The organism is Salipiger sp., assembly GCF_048261495.1.
In the GTDB taxonomy this organism is placed as follows: Bacteria; Pseudomonadota; Alphaproteobacteria; order Rhodobacterales; family Rhodobacteraceae; genus Salipiger.
Genome location: NZ_JBLXFX010000007.1, coordinates 16,192 through 32,581 on the forward strand (window position 1 = coordinate 16,192; position 16,390 = coordinate 32,581).

Consider the following 16,390-nt stretch of genomic DNA (forward strand, 5'->3'; position numbering starts at 1 on the left):
CGGTTCGCCCCCTTCTCCGACGTCGCCCGGCCCGATTCAAGCGACCGGATTGCCGCGCCGTTCCCGGTCGGCGGCGGACGGCGGTCAGGCCGCGGCCCTAGCCGAGCGACACCAGCACTTCGGCCACCCTGCGGGGATCGTAGCGGTCCTGCCCGGCCTGGCGCAGCGCCAGCCGGCGGCAGGGAATGCCGAACCTCGCGGTGACCCCGGCGCAGGCCTCTTCCGGGACGGAACGGTCGCAGAGCACGTGCGAGACGAACCGTGTGGGCGCGATCCTGCGCCCGAGGTCGCCCGCCATCGGCGCCAGCAGCGCGGCGACCTGGTCGGCCAGCGCATGGCCGAGCGCCTCGGGGTCCTGTCCGAGGCTCGGCAGGTAGACCTTGGGCACGCGCCGCGCCGCCACCGCGCGTCCGACACCGGCGGGCAGCAGGTTCGCCACGACACTGGTGTAGAGACTGCCGGGCGGATAGCAGATCACGTCCGATTGCGCGATGAGCTTGCGGTTGCGCTTGGGCAGGACGACCTGCGACGGCGGCAGTTCCGCCGTGCCGTCGCTCAGGAACAGGCGGCGGATCGGGCTGTCGATCGGGGCGACCTCCTTGCCGCTGAGGCGGCGCTGGCCGATGACCCGCCGCCCGTCGGCCAGTTCCGCACCGAGCTGCAGGGTCTGATCCACCACGGCGCGGACCGTTCCGCGCACATCGACCATCTTGGACATCAGGAACAGCACGGGGTCGAGCTCGCGGCCGTTCCCGAGGTAGCCCCCCGCCAGGATGAGATTGCCGATGCTGGCGTTGCGGTAGTCGAAATCCTCCGGCACGGCGGCGGCGAAACTCTCCAGAAAGGCGCGGATCAGCCTGCGCATCGGCTTGGAGATCGCCGCGATCAGCGGGTGGTTGCCGTCGACCATCGCCGCCACCTCGGCGCGCAGTACCTCGGGCGGGTCGGTCCGCGACAGGCGGTGACTGAACAGCGCGAAGATGTCGGGCTGGCCGAGCACCGTCTCGTCGGCAAGCGCCATGAGGCGGCTGCGCAGATCGCCCACCGCCGGCATGTCGAAGGCTTCGCGCAGGATCTGCGAACTGCCGCCGCTGTCGAAGGGCGTGATGAGGTGGACCGAGTTGAAGGTATGGGTCTTGAGCTGGCGCGCGATGCCGTTGAGCGCGCTGCCGCCGCTGAAGAACAGCACCCGGGGCCCGAGATGGGGCGCGCTGCGCGCACGGGCGACCCTGAGGGCGTCGGGAAGGCGGATGTCGCGCTCGATCCGGATATCGGGCATGGAGGAAAGTCCGTTTTCAATGTGCGGCGGCGTGGAACCGCTTTAGACCTGCCAAGGTTTCCGAAGCATGAAGCCGCGGCCTGCGACGGCCGGCGTCGTTCCCCGCAGGGGACCTACCGCGCCCGCCCCTGTCAAGCGCGCAGCGCCCCGCCCGGCCCGTGCGGGGCGCGCGGGGCCCCGTCTCAGGCGGCGGTCCCCGGAAACCGCGCGCGGGTGCGGTTGGCGAATGCCACGAGCGTGAGCATCACCGGCACTTCGACCAGCACGCCGACCACCGTGGCCAGCGCCGCGCCGGAGTTCAGGCCGAACAGGCTGATGGCCACGGCGACCGCCAGTTCGAAGAAGTTCGACGTGCCGATCAGCGCGCAGGGAGCGGCGATCCGGTGCGGCACTCCGAGCGCGTAGGCCGCGCCGTAGGCCAGTGCGAAGATGCCGTAGCTCTGCAGAAGGATGGGCACGGCAATGAGCAGGATGACCGTCGGTTCGGCGAGGATCGTGTCGCCCTGCAGCCCGAAGAGGATCGCGACCGTCGCGATCAGGCCGACCACCGACCACGGCTTCACCCGGGCCGAGAAGGCCTCGATCGCGGCGTCGGAGCCGAGCCTGCGGCGCGTCGCCAGCCCGGCGGCCAGCGGCAGGACGACGTAGAGCACCGTCGCGAGGACCAGCGTCTGCCACGGGACGGTGAGATCCGTCACCCCCAGCAGGAAGGCGACGATGGGCGCGAAGGCCACCACCATGACGAGGTCGTTCACCGACACCTGCACGAGGGTGTAGGTCGCGTCTCCCCGCGCCAGTTGCGACCAGACGAAGACCATCGCCGTGCAGGGGGCCGCGCCGAGCAGGATCAGGCCGGCGGTGTATTGCGCCGCGTCCTCGGGCGCGATCAGCGGCGCGAAGACATGGTCGAAGAACAGAACGGCGAGCAGCGCCATGGTGAAGGGCTTGACCAGCCAGTTGACCACCAGCGTCACGATCAGCCCGCGCGGTTGCCGCGCGACCCCGGCGACGGCGGTGAAATCCACGCCGACCATCATCGGGTAGACCATCGCCCAGATCAGGACGGCCACCACGAGGTTGACGCTGGCCACCTCGGTCGCGGCGACGGCCTGCACCAGCCAGGGCGCCCCCTGCCCGATCAGCACGCCGGCAATCATGGCAAGCCCGACCCACAGGGTCAGGTAGCGTTCGAAGATGGTCATGCGGTCACCTCGTCCGTGCGATCGTTCAGCCGTCCCGAGGTGAGCGCCGCCAGCAGGACCATCACCGCCGCCGTGGCCATGACCAGCGTCAGCCCGCCGAGCTGATAGGTCAGGCCGGACAGCACCGTCCCGAGCAGCCGCCCCCCCGCGTTGGCCATGTAGTAGAACCCCACGTCCATCGTCACCCGTTCGGATTTCGAGAAGGCGAGGATGAGATAGGAGTGCAGCGAGGAGTTCACCGCGAAGACCGCGCCGAAGACCAGCAGCCCCGCGACCAGCGTCGCCGTCAGCCAGGGGTGCGGCGCGGGCGACAGCGCCACCGCCAGCGTCAGCACCGCCGGCACCACGAACAGCGCCGCGGCCCAGCCGCGCGCCGCGCGGATCAGCTCGGCCTCGGGGCGGCGGACGGCGCGCAGGATGCCGGGCGCGGCGGCCTGCACCATGCCGTAGAGGATGACCCAGACCGCCATGAAGGTGCCTATCATGAAGAACGCCGCGCGGTTGCCCGCCTCGGTTCCGTCGCCCAGCACCGCGTGGAAGTAGATGGGGATGCCGACCACGAACCAGACGTCGCGCGCCCCGAACAGAAAGACGCGCGCCGCCGACAGCCAGTTGACGTTGGCGGATTTCGAGAAGACCTCGGAAAACCTGGTGCCCTTCTTGCCCTTGGGCAGACCCGAAGGCATGAACAGCACGACCGCGACGAGGATCACGCCGAGGACGATGGCCATGCCCAGCACGGCCCAGTCGAAGCCAAGCACCGCCAGCAGTGCGGCACCGAGCAGGAAGCCCAGACCCTTCACGGCGTTCTTCGAACCCGTCAGAACCGCGACCCAGCGAAACAGCCCGCCATCGCCCGAAGGGGCGAGCAGTTTCACCGCCGATTTCGAGGACATCTTGGCCAGATCCTTGGCCACGCCGGACAGGCCCTGCACGCACATGACGAAGGCGACCGAGACCGCGATGCTCCAGCCGGGATCGAGCTGCGCCAGCGCGACCAGCGCCACCACCTGCAACCCGAGCCCGGCATAGAGCGTCGAGGTCAGCCCGTACCGCGCCGCGACCCAGCCGGCGGCAAGGTTGGTGATCATCCCCGCCACTTCGTAGAGCACGAAGAGATAGGCAAGCTGCACCGGGCTGAACCCGAGCGTGTGGAAATGCAGCAGAACCAGCATCCGCAGCGCGCCGTCGGTCAGCATGAAGGCCCAGTAGGCCGCCGTCACCGCGACATAGGCCGACAGGCCTTCGGGCCTCTCCGGGCAGGCGTTGCTCACAGTGACGCTCCGACCATCAGGGCCACGTCCACCAGCCGGTTGGCATATCCCCATTCGTTGTCGTACCAGGCATAGACCTTGAGCTGCGTGCCGTTCACCACCATCGTCGAGGGCGCGTCGACGATCGCGGAGCGCGGATCGTTGGTGTAGTCGGCCGAGACCAGCGGACGGGTCTCGTAGCCGAGGATGCCCTTCAGCGCCCCGTTCGCGGCCGCTTCGAAGGCGGCGTTGACCTCTTCGACGGTGGTTTCGCGCTCGAGTTCGAAGACGCAGTCGGTCAGCGAGGCATTGAGCAGGGGCACGCGCACGGCATGGCCGTTCAGGCGGCCCTTGAGATCCGGGTAGATGAGCGTGATCGCCGTGGCCGAGCCGGTGCTCGTCGGGATCAGAGAATTCAGCGCCGACCGGGCGCGGCGCAGATCCTTTGCCGGGCGGTCGACGATGGTCTGGGTGTTGGTCACGTCATGGATCGTGGTGATCGAACCGTGGCGGATGCCGAAGGTCTCGTGAACGACCTTGACCACGGGCGCGAGGCAGTTCGTCGTGCAGGAGGCCGCGGTGACGATCCGGTGCGCGGCGGGATCGTAGGTCGCGTGGTTGACGCCGTAGACGATGTTGGCGGCATTGCCGTCCTTCACCGGGGCCGAGACCACGACCTTTTTCACGCCCGCCTCGAAATAGGGGGCGATGCGGGCCTCGGTCTTGAACACGCCGGTGCAGTCGATCACCACGTCCACCCCGTCGAACGGCAGGTCGGCAATCTTCGCGGCACCGATGAACGGCAGGCGGGTGCCGTCGATGGCGATGCCCCCGGCGTCATGGGCAAAGTCCGCCTCCCACCGGCCGTGGACCGTGTCGAATTCCAGCAGGTGCGCATGCATCGCGGGATCGCCGACCGCATCGTTGATCCAGGCGATCCTCGCGCCGCTGTCGAGCAGCGGTTTCAGCGCAAGCTTGCCCATCCGGCCCAGGCCGTTCAGCGCGTAGGTGGTCATGCGGACACCTCCGGTCCGATGCGCCCGATATCGTCCACCGCGCCCTGCAGCGCGATGCGGTCGAGGCTTTCGAGCGGCAGCGCGGCGAAGGCCTCGATGCGATGCTTGAGCGCACCGTAGGCCTGCTGGAAGGCCAGCGCCTTTTCGGCGTCCGACCCTTCGGCCTTGACCGGGTCGGGCATGCCCCAGTGGCCGCTGACCGGCTGGCCGTCCATCGCCGGGCATTCCTCGTTCGCGGCCTGGTTGCAGACGGTGAACACGAAGTCGAACCGCGGCGCATCGGGCCCGGTGAATTCCGACAGGTCCTTGGAGCGCAGGACCGAGATGTCGTGCCCCTTGTCCTTCAGCACCTGCACGGCAAAGGGGTTGAGCTGCGTTCCCGGCCGCGTGCCGGCGGAATGCACGGTGAACCGGTCGCCCGCGATCCTGCGCAGGAGGGATTCGGCAAAGATCGAGCGCGCGGAATTCCCGACGCAGATGAAAAGAACCTGATACTTGCGGTCGGACATGTCAGCCGTTCCTGTGCTGTGGGTCATGCAGAGTTCGGGGCGACCCCGGCAGCAATCGTTGAACAGGTAACCGAACATCCGTTGCGCCGTCGTCATGTTGATCGAATAGAGAAGCGACGTCCCTGCCCGCTCCTGCGTCACCAGATCGGCGCGGGACAGCGCGGCGAGATAGGTGGACATGGTGCTGGCCTTGATCGCCAGCGCGCTGGCCAGCTCTCCCGCCGGAACGCGGTCGGGAAAGCGCCGCATCAGCAGCCGGAAGACCGCCAGCCGCTGCGGGTGGCCGAGGGTGGTCAGTTGATCGGGAATCTCTTTTTCCATATTTCACGTATTAATGAAATATTGGAATCCGAGCAAGTGAAGATCCGATGAAATTTTCATGACGGACGGCGGCCGCGCCGCCCTTTGCCGGATGCGCAAGCCCGCCGGGATCAGGACCGGGCGACGAGCTGCGCCTCCCACATGCCGGAGCGCACCGCCTCGCGCACGAGGTCGAGCAGCACGTCCCGGATCGCTTCGGAGGCAAAGGTCGGCGGGCGCGAGGCGAGACGGCAGATGTGCAGCGTCCGGGACAATTCCGGACCGACGATGGGCCGGGCCTTGACCGTCCGGCGTTCGAGCTGGTCCTGCATGAACAGCCGGGTTCCGATGACGCAGCCCAGCCCGGCCTCGATCGAGCCGGCGATGGCCTGCACGGAGTTCATCTGGAGATTCGCCTTGGCCTCGATCTTTTTCAGCAGCGTCACGTCGTCCATGATCGCGCGGGCCGACACGCCCTGGCGCAGAAGGATGATCGGCAGGTCCAGCAGATCCGCAAAGGTGATCGGCTCCTCGGTGTCCCCGATGATCTCGGGGCGGCCGACACAGACCATCTTTTCCTCGAGCACGGGTTCGGACTGGAACATCGGATCCGTCGGCGGATTGTAGATCAGCGCCATGTCCACGTCCGAGGCCAGCAGGTGCGGCAGGGCGGCGCCGGACAGGCTTTCGGTCAGGATCAGCTTCACCTTCGGGAAATCCCGCACCACCCGGGCGATGAAGGCGACACCGATGGCCTTGACGGCGGAATAGGACATGCCCACCGACACCGGCCCCGAAATCGCGCCCGCCGTGTCGGACATGTCCGTTTCGGCCGCGGAAACGGCGCGCAGGATGGAGCGCGCGTGCTCGTAGAGCCTGTGCCCCGCCGCCGTCGGCTCCATCCCCCGCGGCTTGCGGCGGAACAACGGCGCGCCGAACCGCGCCTCGAGCTGCGAAAGGTGATGGCTGAGCGCGGAGGCCGCGATGCGCAGCTGGCCGGAGGCCCGCGCCAGCGATCCCTGCTCGTAGATCGCGGCGAAGTATTGGAGCTGTCGGGTGTCGAGCATTCTTGAATCCAGAACGGTTTCGTCGAAACACTATAATATTCAGTCGCCAGTGCTTTGGCTATGGTCCGAGTCGGGAGGACCGTTTCATGACAACCGACATCAGGCCGCTGGCAGGACTGCGCGTCGTCGAGATGACGCACATGATCATGGGGCCGTCCTGCGGGATGTTCCTGGGAATGCTCGGGGCCGAGGTCATCAAGGTCGAGCCGCCCGAGGGGGACAAGACCCGCGCGCTGACCGGCATGGGGCGGGGCTTCTACCCGACCTTCAACCGGGGCAAGAAGAGCATCACGCTCGACCTCAAGTCCGACGCCGGGCGGGACGCGCTGCACCGTCTGCTGGAGACGGCGGATGTCTTCGTCGAGAATTTCCGCGACCAGTCGCTTGCCGGGATGGGCTTTGCGCCGGAGGTGCTGAGGGCACGCTATCCGCGTCTCATCGTGTCCTCGCTCAAGGGGTTCCTCAAGGGCCCCTACGAGAACCGCACCGCCATGGACGAGGTGGTGCAGATGATGACGGGCATGGCCTACATGACAGGGCCGACCGGGCGCCCGCTGCGCATCGGCTCCTCCGCCAACGACATCATGGGCGGGCTCTTCGGCGCCTTCGCGGTGCTTGCGGCCCTGCTGGAACGCGGCAAGGACGGCAAGGGCCACGTGCTGCGCACCGGGCTGTTCGAGAATTGCCTGTTCCTCGTGGCGCAGCACATGGTTCAGTTCGACATCGAGGGCCGCGAGGCGCCGCCGATGCCGGAACGGGAATTCTCCTGGCCGGTCTACGACATCTTCGAAACCTCGGACGGCCGCCAGATCTTCATCGGCGCGGTGACCGAGGGCCAGTGGGTGACGCTCTGCAACATCCTCGGGCTGGAGAGCCTGCGCGACGATCCGGGCCTGCAAAAGCGCATGGACCAGATCGAGGCCCGCGACCGAACCATCCCGATCGTGGCCGAGGCGGTGCGCGCCCGCGCCTTCGACGAGCTGCTGCAGGCGTTCGAACCTGCGGGCATCCCGTTCTCGCCGATCCACCGCCCGGCCGAGATGTACGACGATCCGCACGTCAACCGCGCGGGCGGGCTCTTTACCTCGACCCTGCCCGAGGGGACGACCTATCGCGCGCCCGCCATGCCCTTCGAGATCGACGACAAACCGCTGTGCGGCGACGGACTCGACATCGCGGCCATCGGTGCGCATACCCGCGCCGTGCTGTCGGCCGCGGGCCTCTCGGACGAGGACATCGCCCGCGCCAGCGGGATGGAGATGCCGGCATGACGCGGCTGACGGAGGTCTACCCGGCCGACCGCATCACGCTGCGCGAGGTCGGGCTGCGCGACGGTCTGCAACTGGCCAGGGCCCTGCCCGCGACCGCCGCCAAGATCGCCTGGCTCGGGCGCGAAGGCGCCGCCGGTGTGCGCCACTTCGAGATCGGCTCCTTCCTGCCCGCCGCCCGGTTTCCGCAGTTTGCCGATATCGACGCGATGATCGCGGTCGCGGCGCGGCTGGATCTGCATTCCGCCGGACTGACGCTGAACGAGCGGGGCGCGGATGCCGCGCTGGCGACGGAGATCCGGGAAATGGTCTGCGTGGTCTCGGCCACCGAAGCGCACAGCGAGGCCAACATGCGCCGCTCGCGCGCGGATGCGGTGGCGCTGGTCGGCAGGGTCGCGGCGCTGCGCGATGCCGCCGCCCCCGAGAAGCTGGTGAACGCGGGAATCGCGATGGCCTTCGGCTGCTCGATCTCCGGCGAGGTGGACCCCGAGGAAGTGGTGCGGCTGGCCGGGGCCTGCCTCGACGCCGGGGCGGACATCGTGGGGATCGCCGACACCGTGGGCTATGCCGGACCGAAGGCGGTCGGCGCGCTTTGCGCCCGGCTGGACAGGCTCTGCGGCGACCGGCCGTTCATCATCCACCTGCACGACACCCGCGGCATGGGCATCGCCAATGCCGCTGCGGCGCTGGACAACGGCGCCCGCGTCATCGACGCTTCGCTCGGCGGGCTGGGCGGCTGCCCGTTCGCCCCCGGGGCCACCGGCAACGTGGTCTTCGAGGATGTCGTCTTCATGGCCGAGTCCATGGGGTTCCCGACCGGGATCGACCTCGGCGGGCTGAAGGAGGCCCGGAGCATCGCGGAGGAGGCGATGCCCGGGGAGGAGTTCCACGGCGCCCTGCACCGCGCGGGCCCGCCGGAAAACACGAAATGGGAGGCCGTGGGAGCGGACTGACCGACCAAAGGGAGGAGACCAACATGACCTACAAGACAACCGCGATCCTGGGCGCGGCCCTCATCGCCATGTCCGCGCCTGCGGCTTTTGCGCAGACGCAGATGAGGTGCAGCCACCAGCTGCCGCCGGCGCACCACATCGCCAAGGTCGTCGACCGCTGGGCCGCCGAGGTCGAAACCCTGTCCGGGGGCGAGCTCGACGTGCAGATCTTCGGCGCCGACAGCCTCGTCGGAGCGCGCGAGAACATCGTCTCCACCGCCAAGGGCGACATCGAATGCGCCTTTTCGCTGAACTTCCAGTGGGGCAAGACGCTCCCGATCATGAACGTCACCGTGGCGCCCTTCGCCTTCGGCGACATCGGGATCTGGAAGAAATGGCCGACCTCCGAAGCCGCCGCCTTTCTCGAGGAGAAGCTGCTGGAGAAGGGCGTGAAGAACGTCGTCTGGATGTTCCAGACCAATACATCGGTCTTCACCACCAACGGCGAGCCGCTGGTCGCCCCGGAGGATTTCGCCGGACTCAAGATGCGCGGGCTCACCCCGCCCTTCGATGCCGCCCTCGCGGCGCTCGGCGCGACGCCGACCGCCATGCCCGGCTCCGAGGTCTACCAGGCGCTCGCGACCGGCGTGATCGACGGCGCCATTACCGACGTGGCCGCCGCCGTGTCGCGCAAGTACTACGAGGTGCAGGACGCCTTCACCGTGGTGCCGGTTCTCTCCGCCTACCTGCACGGCTATCTCAACCCCGAATTCTACGACGGGCTGTCCGACACCTCGAAGAAGGCCCTCGAAGAGGCCGGGCTGAAGGCTTCGGAATGGGCCATCGAGGCCTCGACCGAAGCCGGGTCCGAAGGCCCCGGACAGCTCGAGGAAAAGGGCGTGAAGGTGCATGTCGCCACACCCGAGGAGAACGCGGCGCTGCAAGCCGTGATGCGCCCGGCCTTCGACAAGTCCTTCGGCGAGGGCGATGCGGACAGCCAGAAGCTGCTCGACCTGCTCGGCAAGATGTGAGCAGTCCGCGTCATGCATGACCAGACAGAGGGGGGAACGGCCGACGTTCCCCTCTTTCCCGACCGCATCGTCACCGGCCTCATCCGCCTCTGCGGCGGGCTGAGCACGGCGCTGATCCTGTGGATCTTCGTGCAGATCGTGGTGGCGGTGACGCGCCGCTACGTCTTCGACACCCCCCTGCAATGGAGCGACGAGATGATCGGCTACCTGCTCGTCACTCTCGTCATGCTCGGCGCCTCCGAGGCGCTGCGGCGGGGCGATCACATCGCGATCGACCTCGTCTCGGCCCGCCTGCCCCCCGCCGCCGCGCGCCTGCAGCGGGGCTTTACCCATCTCGCGGTGATGGGCTTTGCCGCCGTCGTCGGCCTGTCGATCCGCGACAGCATCGTCTTCGCGCGCGGCTTCGGCTCCTATTCCGTCGGCTATATCGAGATCGAGACCTGGATTCCCCAGATGCCGGTCCTCATCGGCGCAGTCCTGCTGTTCCTGACCGCCGCGCTCGGCCTCTACCGCGAGATCCGGGGGACGCGGCGATGACGCTGCTGCTCGTCTTCACCGGGCTGATCCTGCTGCTTCTGACGGGCATCCCCATCTTTGCCGCTCTCGGCCTGACCGCAAGCGCCATCCTGCTGCTCGTCGAAGGCGATATCGACGGGCTGGGCGACGCGGTCTACGTGCATCTCGACAAGCCGATCCTCAGCACCATCCCGCTCTTCGTCTTCATGGCGCAGGTGATGATCCGGGCCAAGGTCATCGACGACCTCTACACCTTCGCGCACACGGTCATCGGGCATGTGAAGGGCGGGCTCGGCGTCGCGACGGTGCTGGCCTGCACGATCTTCGCCGCGATCTCGGGCTCCTCGGTGGCCACCGCGCTCTCCATCGGGTCGAGCGCGATCCCCCAGATGAAACGCTTCGGCTATGCCGAGCGCGACGCCCTCGGCGTGGTGGCCGCAGGCGGCACGCTCGGCATCCTCATTCCGCCGTCGGGGCCGATGATCCTCTACGCCATCGTCTCCGAAGCCTCGATCGGGGCGCTGTTCCTCGCCGGGATCGTGCCCGGACTGCTGCTGGCGCTGGTGTTCTCGATCTTCTGCATGATCCAGGCGCGCGGACGGCGCGGGATCGACGCGCCGGACTGGGCGGGCTGGCCCGCCGCCGCCGCCGCGTTCCGCCGGTCGGTCTGGGCCCTGCTGGCGCCGCCGGTGGTGATGGGCGGCATCTATTTCGGCATATTCACCGCCTCCGAAGCCGCGGCGGCCGGCTCGCTCTACGCGGTGCTCGTCGCCATCCTCGTCTACCGCTCCTTCGGCTGGCGCGATCTCTGGGCCTGCGCCCATGCCACCATGCGCACGTCGATGATGGTCTTCATGATCATCGCCGGGGCGGCCATGTTCGGTCACGCCATCACCCTCGTCCGCCTCCCCGTGGGCGTGACCGAGGCGGTCGTCAGCCTCGGCCTGGGCCCGATCGGCTTCGTGCTCGTGGTGATGGGGCTGATCTTCGTGCTGGGGATGTTCCTGGAATCCATCGCGATCATCCTGATCACCACGCCGATCCTCCTGCCGACGATGATCTCGCTGGGGATCGACCCGATCTGGTACGGCGTGCTGCTGATGATCAACCTCGAACTGGCGATGATCACGCCGCCGGTCGGCATGAACCTCTTCGTCATCAAGGGGATCACCGGCGCGCCGCTGGGAACCATCGTGCGGGGCGCGTCGCCCTTCGTCGCGATCATGGTCGCCGGTCTGGCCGTGCTCGTCGCAGTGCCGGAGCTTGCGACATGGCTGCCCGCCCTCGCCGGGTTCGGACGGTAGGGATCGCCGCCCGCCCGCGCGGATCAGCGCGCCGTCGCGTCCCGGCGCAGGGCGCTGACCATGCGCGCATTCTCCAGTGAGCTACTCCCCATCTCTTGGACAGGATCTGGCGTAAATTAAGCTACTCGTTGCACCTGCTGATCGGGTTGGTTGATATCATTTCTCTGCCAGTAGACCAGCGCCGGGGGCTGGCCGCCCAAGGCTGAATGCGGGCGCTGGTGGTTGTAGAAGGTCATCCATTTCCGGATCGCCGCTTTCGTCTCCGATCCGGTCTCCCAGGCATGCAGGTAAACGCACTCGTATTTCAGGGTGCGCCACAGCCTCTCGATGAAGATATTGTCGAGGAAACGGCCCTTCCCATCCATCGATATGCGCACGCTGGACCGGCGGAGCCGATCCGTCCAGGCAAAGGACGTGAACTGGGATCCCTGATCCGTATTCATTATCTCTGGCGGGCCGAACTTGTGGATGGCCTCGTTCAGCGCCTCGACACAGAAGTCGGCCTCCAGCGTGTTCGAGATCCGCCAGGACAGGACCTTGCGGGTATGCCAGTCCATGATCGCCACGAGGTATAGGAACCCGCGCCGCATGGGCAGGTAGGTGATATCCGAGCACCAGACCTGGTTCGGGCGTTCCACCCGTAGACCTCTGAGCAGGTAGGGATAGGTCTTGTGGCCCTTCGTCGGCCTGCTCGTGTTGGGCTTCTGGTAAATCGGCACTAGCCCCATCAGGCGCATCAGCCGCCGGATGCGCTTCTCGTTCACTAGGTGGCCGTCGTTGCGCAGGTGCCAGGTCATTTGCCGGACACCGAAGAACGGCGTCTCCAAGAACTGCTCGTCGATCCGCCGCATCAGGCCGAGGTTCTGTTCGGTCTCGCCCTTGGGCGTGTAGTAGAAAGACGAACGCGCGATCGACAGCAACTTGCACTGCTGGCCGATCGACAGATCCAGGTGGTCAGGCTCGATCATGCCGCGCCTCACTTCCCGCCCCAGGGCTTCAGCTTTCGTTCCAAAAAAGAGTTGGCCACCGCCAGCTCCCCGATCTTGGCGTGGAGCTCCTTCACCTGCTCCTCGTCAATCTCCGGCTTCTTGCGGCCCCCGCGTTCGAACACACCGGAGGCGCCTTCGAGCAGGGCTCGCTTCCATTGATGGATCATCGTCGGATGCACCCCGAACCGGCTTGCCAGTTCGGCAGCCGTCTCCTCGCCTTTCAGGGCTTCCAGCGCGACCTTCGCCTTGAACTCAGGCGCGTGCTGCTTCCGTTTCGACATCTCTGATCTCCTTCTCGTCGAAGATCAGCAGACTGCAAATCGTAGCTTATGTCAGTGTCCGAATTTCGGGGGGTAGCTCAACCAGCAGACGGCAGATCGTAGCTTACGTCACTGTCCGATTTTCGGGGAGGTGCTCAGTATTCCGTCGCATGACCGGTAAAAAGCGACGACTGAAGGAACTTCGCCATACGCTCCGCGCTCCACGGCGTGCGGATCTTGGACTTGGTCATCCGCATGTGGAGCGCGTCATCCGACGTCTCGGCACGCTTCACGATGCGTTCGATGTCGCGGTACGAGAGCACCTTCGGCAGCTCCCCTGCATCGATATCTTCCGCCGCGCGGAACATCCGCGCAATGCCGTCCCGATAGCGCTTCAACGTTCGTTCGGTGAGACGAGGAACGAGTTCCTGAGTCAGCAGCGCGCGCTTTTCCGGCAGAGAAAGCGGCAGGTCTCAAATCCGCGCGACTTTCTCGGCATCACGGGTATCAGCCTCGGCGATGAGGTCATTCTTGTCGCGCTCGGCCTCGGTCTGGTTGTAGCGGTTCTTTCCATGGCTGCGCCCGTGATTTGTCGGCAACCGGGCAACCCAGGTGAAGAATTCCTCCTGCTTCTCTTTCGTTATCGACACGACAGAAGCATCGCCGCCGAAATGGTAGAGAAGCAGGGTCTCAAGGGCGTTGATGTTGCCCTGCATGTCTTTTGACGGATGAAGTTCTCGCGTCCTTGCGATCGCCTTTTCGATGGTCACGACAGGGGCTACAAATCTTGCCACACCCTGATCGGAGAAACGGGCGACCAGCGGTGCCGACAGCACATGCGGATCCTCGAGGTCGAAGCTCTTGCGTTCTACGTCGATCAGGTCGCGCTTCAACGCAGACATCTGCATACCCAGGGAAGCGGGTCGCGGTTCGGGCAACGTGACGCCTGCTGACTGTGCCGCCTCGATCATCGCCGGAGCCAGTGCCGAGAAGTCCCTCTGTCGCGCAGCCCCTTTCAAAGCGAGCAACTCAGCATTGAGCCGGTCATCCGCCATAGTCGGATCCTCTTGGAACGCGCTGTCGTCCTCGAAGCGGGCCAACACACAGGCCAGTTCCTTGCGCAGATACTCCCGGAGAACCGCGTGCGCCTGGGTGGGGGAGAGGGTGGATACGGTGGTGAGATGGGTCATTGTCGCCTCGAACTTGTCCATCGCGACCAGGAGCCGGGCGGCCCGCAGCGTCGCGTCGGAGGCGAGATGGGTTCGAAGTGAAATGACGAAAAAAAATCTTCCGCAAAAATCGGCGAGGCGTTGCGAGAGGCGTTTACGGAAGTACCAAGCCCGCCCCCGAAGTTGCAGGTAAGGCGCGGGACGACGCTTCTGACGACTGCGTCTCGGCTTTGCGCGATCAGGCTTGGCAGAGGAATGCGGCTCTTGATGCCCCAGCGACGCATGATGTGTCAAATCATGTGTCATACCCTGTGTCACAGGGTGGACTACGGCATCTTGCGCGGGGTGGCCGGAATCGAAAACGCCCTTGTTTTCAAGGGCCGCACGACTGCGTTTTTCAACTTTTGGTGGCATTTGGCTGGGGTGGTAGGATTCGAACCTACGGTACACGGTACCAAAAACCGCTGCCTTACCACTTGGCTACACCCCAACCGTGGCGGCGGGTTTACGATAGACGGTTGGCGGGATCAAGGCCCAAGATCCGAAAAAATCATCGGTTTCCGACGGTCGGTTCAGCGGTGAATTCTTTCCGCAGCGGCAAGGGTTTCCTGAGGAAAAAACGCATGTTGGGCTCGGCCCTTGCGTTTGGCCGAGTAGAGCGCCACATCGGCGCGTTCCAGAAGGTCGTCGGCGGTGAGCGGGGTATTCTCCAGCGGTTCCCTCATCGCGATTCCGATGCTGGCGGAGACCTTGCAGTCTTCGCCATCGACGAGAATCGGTTGCTCGATCCGGCGGATCAGCCGGTCGGCGAGATCGGCCAGCATTCCGCGGTCCCGCACGTCTTCGAGCAGGACGACGAATTCGTCGCCGCCGACGCGCGCGACCGTGTCGACCTTGCGCATCACGTCCAACATCGCGCGGGCCACCACCTGCAGCACCCAGTCGCCGGCGGCGTGGCCGCGGGTGTCGTTCACCTGCTTGAAGAAATCGAGGTCGATGTTCATCACCGCAAAGCGCGCGCCGCTGCGCATCAGCCGGTCCAGCACGTGATTCAGCGCCCGCCGGTTGCGCAAGCCGGTCAGCGTGTCGGTATAGGCGCGCTGTTCGGCGGCCAGCATGGCGCCCTGAAGGCGACGGTTCAGGGTGCGCGACGCCTCCATCGCGGCGGATTTCGCCTCGACCAGATAGAGCATGTCGATGGCGAGGTCCGTGACGGCGAAATCGGTGCTGGTCAGGGCGTAGTCGCGCACCGCATCCACCACCTTGATGCCGAAACCGAGGTTGAGCAGGACGCCGCCCGCATCGGCGGGCATGGACATGCCCTTCAGCATCGTGCGGCGGGGATTGCGCATGCGCATCTGCAACCGCCGCCCGACCAGATCGCGAAGCTGGACGATCTGCGTCACCGGATGCGGGCGGTAGATGTCGACCAGGGTCGAGAAATGCTCACCCTTCCAGTCGTGATCGCGGAACAGCTTGGCCATGGTCGGCCCGACGGAGCGCACCCGCCCCCCGGGGTCGAGGAGCACGTGCATCGGGCAGAGGATATCGAGGCTGGCGAGCGGAAAGGTCATGTGGCCTGCCCCCCGCGCAACGGTGGCAGCGCGCCGAGGTCGAACTCCCTCCCCTGGGCGAAATCCGTCTCGATCACGGTGATGTCGACGATTTCCGATCCGTCGCGGCGCCCCTGGTGGTCGAGGATGACCAGCGCCCCGTAATCGTCGGCCATGGCGCGCAGCACGCCCACCAGCACATGCCCGAAGCCCGGCATTCCCGATTGGCCGCAGCCGCTGTGCAGAAGGAACTGGCCGGCGTTGCAGTCGCGCAATTCGATCTCCGGCAGGTCGAAATCCGCAACGGCAAGGCGGGCGCGCCCGGGCAGATCTTCGAGGGAATGCAGGAAGTCGATGAAATCCACCCCGCCGTAGCGCATCAGGCGCCGCAGACCTTCGTTGTTCGGATGGGTGATGAGATAGGTTCCGATGTCTTCGAGAATGACATCGCGGGGTTTCTGCAGGTAGCGTTCGGCGGCGGACAGCACGTTCTGCACGCTGCCCATGTCGTAATCGAGCATCGCCTCGAAGTCCTGCGAGTCCAGACCGCCCTTCGTGGCGATTTCCTGCCACGCGATCTGTCCATAGGTATCTTGCAGGAAGCATTGAAGCGTCCTGGCGATCAGCCCGTGCATAGACATATTTCCCGCTTGCCCGTTTCCGCCAACTTACCCGCCGGCGGCTTAAGAAAAAGGGAACAGGTCAAATCCGCGATACTTTCCTTACCCTGACGTTGGTCGGC

General features: G+C 66.2%; 16 protein-coding genes and 1 tRNA gene. 5 read left to right on the forward strand and 12 right to left on the reverse strand.

The features are described 5' to 3' along the window. Positions 1-97 precede the first annotated feature (97 nt). From ACN0RJ_RS14685 to ACN0RJ_RS14710, 6 genes are all read right to left on the reverse strand, one after another. Entirely contained in the window at positions 98-1,279 is a 1,182-nt protein-coding gene (locus ACN0RJ_RS14685; RefSeq protein WP_417722917.1) for a GAK system CofD-like protein, read from the reverse strand. A gap of 182 nt (positions 1,280-1,461) precedes the next feature. Then, positions 1,462-2,481 (reverse strand): ACR3 family arsenite efflux transporter, encoded by a 1,020-nt coding sequence (arsB, locus tag ACN0RJ_RS14690; RefSeq protein ID WP_417722918.1) that lies wholly within the window; start codon positions 2,479-2,481, stop codon positions 1,462-1,464. Then, positions 2,478-3,755, reverse strand: coding sequence for an organoarsenical effux MFS transporter ArsJ (gene arsJ / locus ACN0RJ_RS14695; RefSeq protein ID WP_417724731.1), 1,278 nt, complete (start codon positions 3,753-3,755; stop codon positions 2,478-2,480). The genes arsB and arsJ overlap by 4 nt, the downstream gene beginning before the upstream one ends. After that, positions 3,752-4,750, reverse strand: coding sequence for an ArsJ-associated glyceraldehyde-3-phosphate dehydrogenase (locus ACN0RJ_RS14700; RefSeq protein ID WP_417724732.1), 999 nt, complete (start codon positions 4,748-4,750; stop codon positions 3,752-3,754). The genes arsJ and ACN0RJ_RS14700 overlap by 4 nt, the downstream gene beginning before the upstream one ends. After that, on the reverse strand, positions 4,747-5,580 hold the full coding sequence (locus tag ACN0RJ_RS14705; RefSeq protein WP_417724733.1) for a helix-turn-helix domain-containing protein: 834 nt from the start codon (positions 5,578-5,580) through the stop codon (positions 4,747-4,749). Before ACN0RJ_RS14705 ends, ACN0RJ_RS14700 begins: the two co-directional genes overlap by 4 nt. A gap of 110 nt (positions 5,581-5,690) precedes the next feature. Next, a complete protein-coding gene (locus ACN0RJ_RS14710; protein WP_417724734.1) occupies positions 5,691-6,626 on the reverse strand; it encodes a LysR family transcriptional regulator in 936 nt (311 codons plus the stop codon). A gap of 86 nt (positions 6,627-6,712) precedes the next feature. On the opposite strand from ACN0RJ_RS14710, the gene ACN0RJ_RS14715 reads away from it, so the two are divergent. Genes ACN0RJ_RS14715 through ACN0RJ_RS14735 form a run of 5 tightly spaced genes read left to right on the forward strand, consistent with a single transcriptional unit; the run spans position 6,713 to position 11,677 of the window. Next, the gene (locus tag ACN0RJ_RS14715; RefSeq protein WP_417724735.1) at positions 6,713-7,897 is read left to right on the forward strand and encodes a CaiB/BaiF CoA transferase family protein; all 1,185 of its coding nucleotides are present in this window, start codon (positions 6,713-6,715) and stop codon (positions 7,895-7,897) included. Next, entirely contained in the window at positions 7,894-8,847 is a 954-nt protein-coding gene (locus ACN0RJ_RS14720) for a hydroxymethylglutaryl-CoA lyase (RefSeq protein ID WP_417724736.1), read from the forward strand. The genes ACN0RJ_RS14715 and ACN0RJ_RS14720 overlap by 4 nt, the downstream gene beginning before the upstream one ends. A gap of 23 nt (positions 8,848-8,870) precedes the next feature. Further along, positions 8,871-9,857: a TRAP transporter substrate-binding protein DctP gene (dctP, locus tag ACN0RJ_RS14725; RefSeq protein ID WP_417724737.1), complete on the forward strand. Its 987-nt coding sequence runs from the start codon at positions 8,871-8,873 to the stop codon at positions 9,855-9,857. A gap of 12 nt (positions 9,858-9,869) precedes the next feature. Then, on the forward strand, positions 9,870-10,394 hold the full coding sequence (locus ACN0RJ_RS14730) for a TRAP transporter small permease (RefSeq protein WP_417724738.1): 525 nt from the start codon (positions 9,870-9,872) through the stop codon (positions 10,392-10,394). Further along, positions 10,391-11,677: a TRAP transporter large permease gene (locus ACN0RJ_RS14735; RefSeq protein ID WP_417722927.1), complete on the forward strand. Its 1,287-nt coding sequence runs from the start codon at positions 10,391-10,393 to the stop codon at positions 11,675-11,677. The genes ACN0RJ_RS14730 and ACN0RJ_RS14735 overlap by 4 nt, the downstream gene beginning before the upstream one ends. Before the next feature lie 116 nt (positions 11,678-11,793). Here ACN0RJ_RS14735 and ACN0RJ_RS14740 read toward each other — a convergent pair. The 6 genes from ACN0RJ_RS14740 to ACN0RJ_RS14765 all read right to left on the reverse strand — a co-directional run bounded on the left by ACN0RJ_RS14740 (position 11,794) and on the right by ACN0RJ_RS14765 (position 16,283). After that, a protein-coding gene (locus tag ACN0RJ_RS14740) for an IS3 family transposase (RefSeq protein WP_417723142.1) occupies positions 11,794-12,947 on the reverse strand; the annotation gives its coding sequence in 2 pieces (ribosomal slippage) (positions 11,794-12,695 and positions 12,695-12,947; 1,155 coding nt in all). A 134-nt stretch (positions 12,948-13,081) separates the two neighbouring features. Beyond that, complete coding sequence (locus tag ACN0RJ_RS14745; RefSeq protein ID WP_417724739.1) at positions 13,082-13,324, reverse strand: hypothetical protein; 243 nt, start codon at positions 13,322-13,324, stop codon at positions 13,082-13,084. Positions 13,325-13,399: 75 nt separating this feature from the next. Further along, positions 13,400-14,509 carry a DUF6538 domain-containing protein gene (locus ACN0RJ_RS14750; RefSeq protein WP_417724740.1) on the reverse strand — a complete coding sequence of 370 codons (1,110 nt, stop codon included), beginning with the start codon at positions 14,507-14,509 and terminating at the stop codon, positions 13,400-13,402. 1 nt (position 14,510) lies between these two features. Next, positions 14,511-14,585 (reverse strand) — tRNA-Gln (locus tag ACN0RJ_RS14755). Positions 14,586-14,667: 82 nt separating this feature from the next. Next, positions 14,668-15,669 (reverse strand): diguanylate cyclase domain-containing protein, encoded by a 1,002-nt coding sequence (locus ACN0RJ_RS14760; RefSeq protein WP_417724741.1) that lies wholly within the window; start codon positions 15,667-15,669, stop codon positions 14,668-14,670. Further along, positions 15,666-16,283 carry a heme NO-binding domain-containing protein gene (locus tag ACN0RJ_RS14765; protein WP_417724742.1) on the reverse strand — a complete coding sequence of 206 codons (618 nt, stop codon included), beginning with the start codon at positions 16,281-16,283 and terminating at the stop codon, positions 15,666-15,668. Before ACN0RJ_RS14765 ends, ACN0RJ_RS14760 begins: the two co-directional genes overlap by 4 nt. Positions 16,284-16,390: the final 107 nt, after the last annotated feature.